Origin of the sequence: Halalkalibacter akibai JCM 9157, from assembly GCF_000513135.1 — a bacterium.
Lineage (GTDB): Bacteria > Bacillota > Bacilli > Bacillales > Bacillaceae_D > Halalkalibacter > Halalkalibacter akibai.
This window is the reverse complement of sequence record NZ_BAUV01000035.1, coordinates 33,226-46,308: the sequence shown is the minus strand read 5'-3', so window position 1 is coordinate 46,308 and position 13,083 is coordinate 33,226. Positions and strand designations below refer to the sequence as shown.

At 36.0% G+C, this 13,083-nt stretch carries 12 protein-coding genes and 1 pseudogene; 2 read left to right on the top strand and 11 right to left on the bottom strand.

Going from position 1 to position 13,083, the window contains the following annotated elements; genetic code table 11:
* From JCM9157_RS16670 to nikA, 10 genes and pseudogenes are all read right to left on the bottom strand, one after another.
* Positions 1–676 (bottom strand): NAD(P)-dependent oxidoreductase (locus tag JCM9157_RS16670; protein WP_035666512.1); only part of this gene is annotated, 676 nt, incomplete at its 3' end.
* A gap of 378 nt (positions 677–1,054) precedes the next feature.
* Positions 1,055–1,861, bottom strand: coding sequence for a cytochrome c oxidase assembly protein (locus JCM9157_RS16665; RefSeq protein WP_035666521.1), 807 nt, complete (start codon positions 1,859–1,861; stop codon positions 1,055–1,057).
* Positions 1,854–2,363: a DUF2243 domain-containing protein gene (locus JCM9157_RS16660; RefSeq protein WP_052013212.1), complete on the bottom strand. Its 510-nt coding sequence runs from the start codon at positions 2,361–2,363 to the stop codon at positions 1,854–1,856. The genes JCM9157_RS16665 and JCM9157_RS16660 overlap by 8 nt, the downstream gene beginning before the upstream one ends.
* Positions 2,364–2,537: 174 nt before the next feature.
* Positions 2,538–3,104 (bottom strand): hypothetical protein, encoded by a 567-nt coding sequence (locus JCM9157_RS16655; RefSeq protein ID WP_035666511.1) that lies wholly within the window; start codon positions 3,102–3,104, stop codon positions 2,538–2,540.
* Positions 3,105–3,308: 204 nt separating this feature from the next.
* On the bottom strand, positions 3,309–4,652 hold the full coding sequence (locus tag JCM9157_RS16650; RefSeq protein ID WP_052013211.1) for an MATE family efflux transporter: 1,344 nt from the start codon (positions 4,650–4,652) through the stop codon (positions 3,309–3,311).
* A 48-nt stretch (positions 4,653–4,700) separates the two neighbouring features.
* The gene (locus tag JCM9157_RS16645) at positions 4,701–5,471 is read right to left on the bottom strand and encodes an ABC transporter ATP-binding protein (protein WP_035666510.1); all 771 of its coding nucleotides are present in this window, start codon (positions 5,469–5,471) and stop codon (positions 4,701–4,703) included.
* A complete protein-coding gene (locus JCM9157_RS16640) occupies positions 5,468–6,283 on the bottom strand; it encodes an ABC transporter ATP-binding protein (protein ID WP_035666509.1) in 816 nt (271 codons plus the stop codon). The genes JCM9157_RS16645 and JCM9157_RS16640 overlap by 4 nt, the downstream gene beginning before the upstream one ends.
* Positions 6,283–7,038, bottom strand: a complete 756-nt coding sequence (nikC, locus tag JCM9157_RS16635) for a nickel transporter permease (RefSeq protein ID WP_235715040.1) — start codon at positions 7,036–7,038, stop codon at positions 6,283–6,285. Before nikC ends, JCM9157_RS16640 begins: the two co-directional genes overlap by 1 nt.
* A gap of 89 nt (positions 7,039–7,127) precedes the next feature.
* A pseudogene (gene nikB / locus JCM9157_RS16630) lies at positions 7,128–8,026 on the bottom strand (nickel ABC transporter permease).
* Between the two features lie 286 nt (positions 8,027–8,312).
* Entirely contained in the window at positions 8,313–9,869 is a 1,557-nt protein-coding gene (gene nikA / locus JCM9157_RS16625; RefSeq protein ID WP_035666507.1) for a nickel ABC transporter substrate-binding protein, read from the bottom strand.
* Positions 9,870–10,219: 350 nt separating this feature from the next.
* On the opposite strand from nikA, the gene rpsN reads away from it, so the two are divergent.
* Together rpsN and JCM9157_RS16615 are read left to right on the top strand one after the other, a co-directional pair.
* Entirely contained in the window at positions 10,220–10,489 is a 270-nt protein-coding gene (rpsN, locus tag JCM9157_RS16620) for a 30S ribosomal protein S14 (RefSeq protein ID WP_035666506.1), read from the top strand.
* 144 nt (positions 10,490–10,633) lie between these two features.
* Positions 10,634–11,815 carry a GTP-binding protein gene (locus JCM9157_RS16615; protein ID WP_035666505.1) on the top strand — a complete coding sequence of 394 codons (1,182 nt, stop codon included), beginning with the start codon at positions 10,634–10,636 and terminating at the stop codon, positions 11,813–11,815.
* A gap of 61 nt (positions 11,816–11,876) precedes the next feature.
* On the opposite strand, the gene JCM9157_RS16610 is transcribed toward JCM9157_RS16615, so the two are convergent.
* Positions 11,877–13,043, bottom strand: a complete 1,167-nt coding sequence (locus JCM9157_RS16610) for an FAD-dependent oxidoreductase (protein WP_035666504.1) — start codon at positions 13,041–13,043, stop codon at positions 11,877–11,879.
* Positions 13,044–13,083: the final 40 nt, after the last annotated feature.

Genomic DNA, 13,083 nt, shown 5'->3' with positions numbered 1-13,083 from the left:
TCTTCTGAATTAAATCTCCGTTTATTAAACCCTCTGTCTCTTTTAACCAAGGGGTGTGCAGTGTAACAACATCTGATAAAGAGAACACTTTCTCTAGTGAACATAGTTGAACTCCTAGCTTTTCCGCTTCGTCTTGAGATACATATGGGTCATAAGCAATCACATTAACATCAAAGTGTTTTAACATGTTGCAAACTTTCTTTCCAATCATTCCGAGAGAGACAATTCCAATAGTAGAACGAAAACCTCCAGGCATCCAATCCTTAACTGGAAAACTAGAATTGCTCTTTGATTTCATCACATAATACCACCCTCTTTTAAGAGAGAATAAAATTTGGGAAACTGTATATTCAACAACAGGTTGGGCATTTGCAGCATAAGCGCTTGTAATTTTAATCCCCCGTTCCCAAAAGGCATCCGTTACCAAGTACTTAACTGAACCCGCACCATAAAAAACTATCTTTAGATTTGGGGCTTCCATTAAAAATGCTTCGTCCATTACCGGGCAACCCCAACCAGAAAAAATGACATCTGCTTCATTTAAAAGTGAAGGATTCTCCCTTATTTCCTCTTTTGTTCGAGGTTTTGAGTATACATCAACATAACTCTTCAATTCACGGTAAACGCTTTCATAAATCAACGAAAAGTCGTCTAACAAAAATAAACCTTTAAGCATTTTCTCACTCCTATTTTTTATTTATCAATTATAAAAATCATTGCAGCTTTTTTAAGCTATTTCATTTGTAATAACTCTATTCATAAGAACAAATATTATACAACTTTAACAAAACCTCTAGCTATCCTATAAAAATGAATGTTAAATCATTTGAGAAAATCCATTTAATAGTGCATCACAAATTAATACTTCTATAAATTACTTCGATTACCTACTAAAATTTTAAAAAATAATAATTTTATAACTAACTAGTTATTCCGAGAACGATTATGAAGAGAATTGTACACCTTCCGACATTATTCCTCAGGAAATTATTTTGTTCTAAATTAAAAAACAATCCAGTAGTATCACCGATACTACTGGATTGTTTTCTTAGAACTAAATTGAATAAGCACCTGACTTTGTAGCAATTTTGGGTCGGCTAGATTTATACCACTGTAAACATAAAATAAAAATTAATACAATATCAATAGCATCTCCCCCGTAGTACATCAGCTTCCCTCCTTGTTCAGCCTGTAATTGAGAAACTCCCATTGGCGGGTTAGCATAAATATACTTAGACAAAATTCCGTGCGCTGCCAGTGCAACAAGTAACACGATCGACCGATAAAGGTAACTGGTACGATGTGGAATGGGATCAATATATATGATAGATATAGTAAAAACATAACCAGCTAAAAATACGTGAAAATGAATCAATACATGCAGAGTCATACTCTCATGCATTAATGTGTACAAATTAGTTGTGTAAAGAACCCATAAACCGCCGACATTCAATAAAGAAGCAACTATTGGGTCAGTCAAAACTCGAAATAACCCTTTTTGAAGAATTTTCGTGATTTTTCTTGCACTCTGAACTTCTAGGGAGCGTAGAAATAGTGTCATTGGGGCAGCCAAAGCCATAAAAAGTGGAGCAAGCATTCCTAGAAATAAATGACCTAGCATATGTATCACAAAGTCACCATGAGCTCGTTCTGCTAATGGTCCACTGACAGAGATTATAGCTAATAACACCCCTAGTGCCCAGTACACTGTCCGATAAATCGGCCAGTTTTTATATTTTCGATTTGAGACAAACACTGCAAAAATATACAAGAATAATGTAATCAAAAAAGGTAGTGCTAAGACTAGTTGTGGGAAGATCCCTATAGCACTCTCAACTCCATGATGACGATGCTCATGCATGCCCACTCGGCACTACCTCTTTTCGTTGTACTTTTTGATTAGTACGCTTTATCAAAATTATTCCCACTATAATCATCGCGATCGCCCCAATATTCCAAATAACATCGTACACCAGAACGTTTTCCACATATCTTATTTGATGAATGCGCATCAGTTTATGCTGAATAATTCCGTCATATAATTGAAATACACCCGCTCCAAGAAAAACTCCGCCCCACCATTTGGTTTTCCATAAGGCATTTCGACGGCGAAGATCAGCATATAAAAATAAACCTGCAATTGTTGCAAACCAACTAAACGCATGGAATAAACCATCGGATATTAATCCAAACTCAGTTGTAGATTTATCATAAAAATGGTGCCAATGTAATAGCTGATGAAAGATCATCTCATCAATAAAAGCAATCAAACCTAAACCAAACAAAATACCTGACCATAGATTGCGAGATGAGTAGAAATTTTGATTAGTGTTTTTTTTATTATTCATTGCACTGGTACTCATTTAAGTCCTCCTGTCCCCTAAGTGTCTGTGATTTTTATTCTTAACATTTTCACCTAATTGTGTTGGATGTATTCAATGAGCTGTCCATTCTCTTCAGACCTCGAATTTCTTTATTTATAAGAGAAAAATGTCATTAGGAGCTGTACTAAAAAAAAGCTTGAGATTACTCAAACTTTAACTTAGAGATTTATTTTTCACCTTTAATAATAGCTTTGTAAACCAATAAGCTATTAACGCAATAACAATGTCAATGATAAACAAATGAAGCTGATTCATTCCTTTGCCGAACTCAATCAAACCAAGAACCTCTTCAAGCGTCCCAAATCCAAAAGCAAAAAATGCACTTAATAACAGCATATATAAATAAAAATTTTTATTAGCTTTTGTACAATATTGATAAAGCAGTAAAAAACCAACTGGAAGTGCCGATGATGCCATATTTAATGCAAAGGGAAGTATGGGAGTGAAGAAATATGTGTGGATGAAGTATCCATATCGTTCTAGTGGAATGCTAACATAAGTCCAGAGCACATGTACTGTATAACCAAAGAAAAAAACTTCAAAGATTCTTTTACGGTCCACTGTAAAATATAAAAGAACCAACGGTAATATTAAAACGGAGAGTACAAACCAAAATTGCCAGGTTCCCATATTAGAGTAATTCTGCCAATAGGTTTCCACTAAAGAAGTTAATTCATCAGTTGTCTGCTGTATTTTTTTCCAATATTCTTCATAACTCATGTTTCTAACCCTTTCTAAGCTAAACCTTTTAAACATATCTTTTCCATAATTCATTAATACGTATACTAATAAAGTCGATTATTGTTGAAAGAGATGCTACCTATATTTAAATCGTATCAAGAAAAGAAAAACTCGTATCGGATTTCAAATCCAATACGAGTTAGCTATTCTTATATATGAACATTGTTTTAACCACTAATGTTTTTAAGGAAAATTTGCTTTAGTTAATTTAGGTATAAACATAGATAAGAAAAGCGACCTAGATAAACTAAACACTATAAAAGCAAACCATAATCCATGGTTATTGTAACTCGGAAGCATAATCCATAAAGCAATCAGAAATACAAGTAATGCTAGAATAATGGAATCTCTAATCGACTTAGCCTCTGTAGCACCTGAAAAAATCCCTTCTAATTGTAATCCCCAAAATCCAACAAAGGGGAAAAGAACCATCCAAAGTAAATATTCCTTTGTTACTTCTTGCACATCAACTATCGTTGTAAATAAAGCGATAATGAAGTCTCCAAATAAAAGGATACAGATAGAGAGCATAATTGCTGTAAAAAAGCCCCACTCAGCCGATAAAGAAAATGACCTTTTATAAACGGAATAGTTCCTTCCACCTATTGCTCTTCCAACAAGTATACCGGATGCATTCGCAAATCCACCAAATAAATAAGCAACCAGATATTGAATTTGCAGTAGTATAGCATTAGCTGCTAACGTCACTTCTCCCATACTAGCCCCTTTTGCCGTAAAAATCCCTGTCATTGTAAGTAAGCAGACCGTTCGGAGAAATAAATCTCTATTAACCTTTAACATTTTCAGCAAACTCTTAGTGTTCATAATCGATTTAAAATCAATACGGAATAGATTATAACCTTTTAAGCGAAAGACGATACACGCACCAAATAGAACGGCAGTAACTTCAGATATAAGTGTCGCAAAAGCAACTCCTTCTATCCCCATTCCCATATGTAACACAAGTATAATACTTAATATGATATTTAATAAATTCATAAAAATTTGAAGCGCTAATGATAATTTTACGTGCCCCATCCCTACTAGCCATCCAATCAACACATAACTCAATAAGATAAAAGGCGCACCCCAAATACGAATGAAGAAGTAAGTTGAAGCAAATGAAGATACTGCTTCACTACTACCTATTAAAAACAAAGCCAATTCCAACACTGGTTTTTGAATTAAAACAAACAACAAACCAAAGATGACAGCGATAATCATTGGTCTAATAAAGGATAAGATCATCTCTTGTTGATTTCCTGCTCCTTGTGCTTGGGCAGTAAAACCGCTCGTGCTAACACGAAGAAAACCTAAAAGCCAATACATCGTATTGAAAATGACAGCGCCAATTGCCACTCCCCCAATTAGCGCTGGATCAGGTATTCGGCCTACTACTGCTGTATCAACTGCTCCTAAAATAGGAGTCGAAATGCCGGAAATAACAAGTGGAATGGCCAAAACTAAATACTGTTTCTGAGTTACTTGGGGGACTTGTTCTAATTCATACGCAGTTGCTGCTTTCATCTGTTTCTCCTTTTCTTACTCACTAACCAAAAAAGTAAAACAATTTTTTTAATCAATTGATGCTGCTTTAATTAGAGCTTTTGTATAAGAATGACGATCTTGATCATAAAGCTCTTCCAACATAAATTGATCCACAATAGAGCCTTCTTTCAAAACAATCATTTTTCTACATAGATAAGTAACTGCTCTTATATCATGGGATATAAATAAAATCGTCATATTTGTTTTTCTCTGCAGTTCGCTCAGTAATTCTAAAATTTGTATTTGAACCGTAACGTCTAAACTTGCTGTTGGTTCATCACAAATAAGAAGCGTTGGTTCAATACTGATAGCTCTTGCAATTCCTACTCGTTGCTTTTGTCCCCCGCTCAGTTCCCCCGGAAAACGATCAACCATTTCTTTGCCTAAACCGACCATTTCAAGTAGATTTTCTGCTATTTGTTTTCGTGTTAGATTTGAATGAGCTAAGAAAGATGGCTTAACTTCTTTGAAATTATCTAGTGGTTCTAGTAAGCTTTTCCAAATTGGTAACTTGGGGTTTAATGAACTGTTTGCATCTTGAAAGATCATTTGTACATTTTTGCGATACTGACGAAGTAAGGAACGTTTTTGGGGAGGGATTGGTTGACCATTAAGCATAATAGAACCGTCTTTATAGCTCTCCAATCCTAAAAGGACTCTAGCAAGGGTGCTTTTTCCACTCCCGCTTTCTCCTACAATTCCTAAACAATCTCCTTCTTTTACTTGAAAAGATATATTATTTAGAACCTGAGTATTTTTCTCATAATTTTTCGATAGACCAACTACTTCTAAACTCATAGGACCACTCTTCCATTTAGATCTAAGTTGTTTTCTCCGGGAAGAGAGAGCAAGCAAGAACATAATTTTTTTGTATAGGGATGCTTATGATGACATCGAATCTGCTCAGGCAATCCCTCTTCCACGATCTCACCCTCATGCATCACATACATACGATCCGTTCGCTTGTAAGCAAGAGCCAAATCATGAGTGATCATCAGAACTGCACATCCCGTTTCTTTACGAACTTGATCAATGTAATTTAACACTTTTTCACCGTTCATTACATCTAATGCAGTCGTCACTTCATCACATATTAGAAGGTCTGGTTTCAAAGCTAGCGTCATCGCAATCGCTGACCGTTGCACCTGTCCCCCACTTAATTGAAAGGGGTAACTGCGGTAAATACGTTCTGAGTCTAATCCCATCTCCAGCAGTACTTTTAAAGCCAAATTCTTCGCTTCCTTCTTACTAATTGAGAAGTGCGTACAAATCGTCTCAACTATTTGTTTGCCAACTTTAATAAACGGAGTAAAACTGCCACGATAATCTTGAAAAATCATTCCTATCTCTTTACCTAAAAGCCGTCGATGTTGTTTAGCATTTATCGTTAAAAGATCTTGTGATTGAAAAGAAATCTCTCCACGCACCTTCATAGAATGAGGTACGAGACCTAATAAAGCTCTAGCTGACATGCTCTTCCCACTGCCACTTTCACCAATTAATCCAACCATTTCACCTTTTTTTATTTCTAAATTTACTTTATTCAAATATGTTTTAGTATCGCAATTACTAGTAACATGTAAATTATTTATTGATAATAAAGGTTCCATCACATGTAGTCGCTCCCTTTTCGTATATCAAAGTAACTTTTTAATCCATCTCCTATCAAGTTACAACAAAGCACAGTTAGCAAAATTGCAAGACCAGGGTATAACATTAGAGTAGGGATTACTTGAAAATAGCCTCTACCTTCATTTAACATCGCTCCCCATTCAGGTATAGGAGGTTGAGCACCAAGTCCAATATAAGATAAAGCTGATATTAATAAAATCACCTTACCCATATCAATTGCCGCCATTACAATAATGTCTGGCATCACGTGTGGTAATAAATGCATACGAATTGTTCTAAAAGAACTTGAAAAAGATACCTTTGACACTAAAACGTACTCCTTCTCTTTTTCTGCAAGAACTAACCCACGCACGACACGTGCATACACAATCCAACGTACTAATACAATTGCTATGATGATATTCGTTAGGCTAGGCCCCAATATTCCCGCAATGGCAATAGCTAAAATAAAATCAGGAAAAGTTAAGATTCCATCAATGATTCTCATAAAAAAAGCATCCAATTTCCCACCGATATAACCTGAAAAAAGTCCAATCGGAATTCCAATCAAGATCGCCATTACGATTGAAAACACACCTAAGCCAATCGTTAATTTAGCCCCGTAAACAATTCTTGAAAAAACATCTCTACCTAATTGATCCGTACCAAGCCAATGATTGAGCGAAGAACCTTGTAACCTGTTTCCCATATCAATCTGAAAAGGATCTGTAACAAGTGCTCCCCCTAAAAGCATTACACCCGCCAGAAATATAAAGAGGAATATCCCTAGTATCATGCTCGGATTATGGAGCTTCCTTGAATTTTTAAAATATGCCAACTCCATTACACACTTTCCTTTCCTTGATTAATTTGAGGATTAACAACTAAATACAGTAGATCTACAATTAAATTGGTTACGACGACTAAACAACCTACAATTAAAATATAACCTTGAATAACAGGATAATCTCTCTGCATCACTGCTTGAACAATTAATTCTCCCATTCCTGGCCAAGAAAAGAGAATTTCAATAACGGTTATCCCACCAAGAAGACTCCCCACACTTAAACCAAACATCGTAACCATTGGAATAAGACTACCCCTTAAGGCGTGAAAAATTAGAACTCGTTCATCCCTAAGCCTCTTGCCTTTGCAGCTTCAATGTAAGAACTCTGTAACGTAGATATGAGTCTTTCTCGTAAAAGTCTAATGTACATCGGTGCCATCGCTACTCCTAGGGTGACGGATGGTAAAATAAAATGAGCCAAACTTCCTTTCCCCATGACCGGTAATAAATTCAGCTTCAATGAAAAAAAGTAGATTAATAACAAACCGAGCCAAAAGCTGGGAATAGAAGCACCCACTAAGGCAATCCATCTACTAAGGTAGTCTGGCCATTTATTTTCATAAACAGCTCCTACAATTCCAAGTGGAACAGAAATCAAAAAGAGAACCAACAAACCTCCAGCGGATAAAGCGATCGTTGCCGGCAACCTGGTCATAATCATATCCTGCACAGGTCTTTTTGCGATGATTGACTCACCTAGATCAAGTTGTACTACATTCCAAATCCACTGACTATATTGCTGCAAAATCGGTTGATCAAAGCCATATTCCTTTCTTACTCTTTCTTCTTCCACAGTTGTTGAAATTACATCATCTACTTTTAAGATCGCTCTAATAGGGTCACCTGGTGTGACCTTCATTAATAAGAAAGTCACAAACGATAAAAGCAGAACCATGATAACTAATTGAATCATTCTGGAACCAATTATGGCAAGAACTTTTCTAATGTCACCCACCTCCTAATCTCTTCTATTAAATAGTCGCTTTTCACAAGGAATATTTGAAATATAATTTCTCTTTAATGTAGTACAGCAGTCTGAATGAACATCTTGCATCTCTACCTAACATCAAAACAATACGTATGTGAAACTCCATCCCTACAAATCATAACCACCGTTAAATTAGTTCGGGGTTATCTCAAGGTCAAAAAACACAGACCATTTGAGATAACCCCTATTTCTATTATTCTACGTCCATTGTGTGAGTGATTAAGTAGTACTCTTCAGACCCTGGACTCCAATTTTTCACACGCTCATTCACACCAACAATAATATGTGGATGTAAAATAAATGACTGTGGCACCTCTTTTTGAATTATTTTTACAGCTTGCTTTTGTAACTCGATCCGTTCTGTACGATCAGCAGTCACATTTAACTTTTCTGTTACTTCATTAAGTTCTGGGATATTAATTTGACCTGGGTTCAATGAACCATCTGGTAGATAGGCAACATTAAGGAAGTAACCTCCATCTCCTCTTGGAGCAGTTAAAACTGAATAAGTCGCTAAATCCCACTCTTCTTGCTGCTCCCATAAATAAGTATCAATGTTCTCAACAGTTACAATGTTTACACCAATACCTAGACTTGCAGCTTCAGCTTGGAAGTATTGTGCCATTAATGGAAGTTCTGGTCTACCTTGATACGTTGCCAATGTTAGCTCAAGGACTTCTCCTGCTTTTTCAAGCTTTCCGTCAGCGTTCTTCTCGTAACCTGCTTCTTTTAATAAATTCGCTGCTTGTTCTGAATTGTAACTCACTGGTTCTTCTTCACTAGCAAATGCAAAATCAGGATTGTACGGTCCATTAGCTGCAGTAGCGTGTCCATTCATGATTTCACTGACTGCGACAGGGCGATTAACAAGTAAATCTAGAGCTTTTCGAACTTTCACATCTTGTAATGCAGGGTTAGCCGCATTATAGAGAATAAAATGAACACGTAAACTTGACACTGATTCAACACGAAGGTTTTCACTGCTTTCTACTGGGGCTAGCGTCTCAGGAGGTAAATGATAAGCAATGTCAGCTTCTCCTGATTGAAGGGCAAGTGCTCTGACGTTACCATCTGAGTTAAACTTAATCGTGACTTCCTCTAAGTTAGCAGCCCCGTCCCAGTATTCTTCGTATCTTGCTAAATTGATCTCTGCTTCTGCTGTAAAGTCAACAACTTGAAATGGACCCGTTGCGATTGGTTGTTCACTAATATTTTCTACATCAGTCTTAATAACAGAAGTATTCGTGTGAACTAGTTCGGAAAGGAATGCAGGATATTCATCTGTTGTAACAAAAGTAATGTCTTGTCCGTTTGCTTCAATAGATTCAATTTTTAAATTAGATGCAATCGCATCGTTCACTTCAAGTACACGCTCAAATGAAGCTTTTACTGCTTCTCCATCAACAGGTGTGCCATCGTGAAACGTTACTCCATCTCTAATCTTAAACGTCCAAGTTTTTTCATTCATTTGCTCCCATGACTCTGCTAACCATGGCTGAATTTGTAAATTTTCATCAATCTTCACTAGAGTCTCTGCAATACCTGCACGAACACCCATCCAGTCTTGATGAGGATCAATCGTTTTGGAGGCAAAACTAAATAACAATGTTAAAGACTTATTCTCAGTTTCAGAACTATTTGAAATTTCTTCACCTGCATTGGAAGTAGTAGTTTCACTATTGTTATCACAGCCAGTAATAAACAAAAGTACGGCTGTGACCATATAAAGAGTAATAAATTTCTTAATCAACTTAAATTCAACCCCGTTCTAATTTTTTATAGAAAATCCTAACACGTTAATAGAGTCTTTTTCTAACTGACCTCAGTCCAAAAATTGTGGTTCCCCTACCCCCATTTCCATAAGTAAATCTTTACTCTGCATATGTAGACAAGAATAATAGATTTTATTTTTCCAACTCACTATATCGTAATGATTATTATTTACACTTTAATACTATACTTAAATTCACAAACAATCGTCAACAAGAAAATCGTAATTATTACGAATTGTTTTCGACAGAAACTTTACTTCAGTGTTGAAATCCATTAAGATATAAAACGTAATGATTTCGATTATCATGATAGCGAGGTGGTCAACAAATGGCTAAAAAATCAAAAGTTGTAAAGGAAAAGAAAAGACAAGAACTTGTTGCACGTTATGCAGAAAGAAGAAGAGAACTAAAAGCAAAGGGTGACTATGTAGCACTAAGTAAGCTCCCAAGGGATTCAGCTCCGGGTAGATTAACTAGAAGATGCGAACTGACAGGCAGACCACGAGGTGTTTTACGTAAATTTAAACTTTCAAGGATTGCTTTTAGAGAGTTAGCGCATAAGGGACAGGTTCCAGGTGTAAAAAAATCTAGTTGGTAATGCATATATATGTTCTATTTACAAGTTTCAACTAATTATTTATCTAAGGTACAAATCGTAATAATTACTTTTTAAAAACTATAGAAAGCACAATTTAATTCCCCTTTTGGAGGTTTTATAATTGTTTTGTGGGAGGAAAAACGAATGAAAAAAGTACCAGTTACTGTTTTAAGTGGCTATCTTGGTTCAGGTAAAACGACATTACTAAACCACATTTTAACGAATCGTGAGGGATTGAAAGTTGCAGTAATCGTAAACGATATGAGCGAAGTTAATATTGATGCAACACTTGTTAAAAATAATGGCTTCTCAAGAACTGAGGAAAAATTAGTTGAGCTTCAAAATGGCTGTATTTGCTGTACTCTACGTGAAGATCTTATGCAAGAGGTTGAACGTATTGTCGATGCTGGTAACATTGATTATATCGTCATTGAATCTTCTGGTATTAGTGAACCAGTTCCAGTAGCACAGACATTTACGTATATTGATGAGGAAGTAGGAATTGACTTAACTCAAAAATGTAAGCTTGATACAATGGTGACCGTGGTTGATGCCAACCGCTTTTGGGAGGATTATGCTTCAGGTGAAACACTACTTGATCGTAAAGAAGGTACTGACGACTCGGATACACGAGAAATTTCCGACCTTCTTGTTGATCAAATTGAATTTGCTGATGTAATTGTCTTAAATAAAGTAGAGATGTTAGAACAACTTGATAGAAATGAAATAATCGGTTTCATGAGAAAATTAAATGCTGACGCCGATATCATTCCTACATCATTCTCTAAAGTGGAATTATCTTCAATATTAAATACAGATAAATTTGACTTTGAAAAAGTGAGTCAATCTGCTGGTTGGATTAAGGAATTAAATGAAGAGCATACACCAGAAACAGAAGAATATGGTATTTCTTCTTTTGTTTATCGTAGTAGGAAACCTTTCCATCCAGAACGACTTATGACATGGATGGAAAATTGGCCAGTTGATGTTGTTCGTGCTAAAGGCTTCATATGGTTAGCTTCTAGAAACCAGGTAGCAGGTTTGATTTCTCAATCCGGTTCAACTGTAACCATCCAAGGAGCTGGGGAATGGGTTGCTGCATATTCGGAAGAAGAAAAACAACAAACGTTACTTGAAGAACCAGAGCTTCTAGCAAAATGGGATCCCATCTACGGTGATCGAATGACAGAGCTTGTCTTAATTGGGATTGATATGGATCATGATCAAATAAAAAAATCTCTTAATGAATGCTTATTAACAGAGAATGAGATGAATGCCGATTGGACACTGTTTGTTGATTCAATCCCTGAGTTTGTTGAAGCATAGATGATTAAACAAGAAGGATGCTTGAGCTTCGAAGCTCAAGCATCCTTCATTTTTCTACTAGTTATAGTTGGACTATTCTTTCTGCCCCTCTACGAGCACCAGAAATATTCCGAGACACAGGTCCAACAGCTAGTTCAGCAAGAGCACCTATGACAAATAATTTATCTTTCCATTCTAAAGTCTTTTCGGATACAATTGGATAACCACAAGCTGCACAAAGTAAACCTTCACTTTTTATAATAGAGGTTAACCAATTAAAACCTGGCGGTGCTGGATTAAATCCTGTTGCCAATAAAATCTGATTCGTAACAATTTTAGTATTTTTTAGTTTTAGATTAATCTCACCATTTGAATACGTTGCATTAGAAATTTCATCTACAATAATCTCTAGACGCCCATCTTTCTCTTCTTTTAAAACTTTCGCTTTTAGTTCTTGTGGGATTGAACCTTTGTGTCTAGCATTAATAATGAGATGCCTTCTCTTATTTAAGCAAGTTACTTTTCTAAATGAATTCATTTTTTTAGGTCCAAGCCATCCTGGATCAGAATCGAATTGATGAAGTCGAAACGGGTGTCTAGTCACTAACCTTACTTTTCCTGGACGTCTTTTACTCCACTTTAAAGCAGTATGTACGGCACTTATTCCTCCGCCCAAAATAACCATGTTATCCATTGAATTATTGTCTGTATTCACTGCATTATCATAAATGTGATGTACATTGGCTCCCTCGTTTACTAACTGATTTGCCCATTCTGGCCAGTTAGGGTTCTCGCTGACTCCCATTGCTAACACAACATTCTTACTCTCAAACTCTCTTCCATCTGAAAGCTTAATCAACCAATTTTGTTTTACCTTTACTAACTGTTCAACTCTCCCCTGATTCCAACTTTTTTCTAATTGAATCTCATTGAAAAGAACATCACAGTGTTTATTAAAGAGAACAAGAGATGGTCGATCATAACGTCCATAAAATTGAGTGAGTCGATTACCTTCTTCAGATTTTGCAAACTTTTCAAGAGAAAAAGGATCAAGATCTAAGTGATGGATAGATGGAGATCTTAAAAAAGGCATTTCTATTGTTTTAGTACATTTTTTCCAAGTAAATAACGGTTCTGGGTTTGGATCTATAATGACTAGGTTTGAGATAGTTGTGCGATTTGTTTTAATTAAATAATTTGCAAGCGTACATCCTTGAATGCCGCCTCCAATTATTGTCCACTCAACCAATTTAAACCCCTCCTATGTTTTCTTTCTAACTCATCATTAA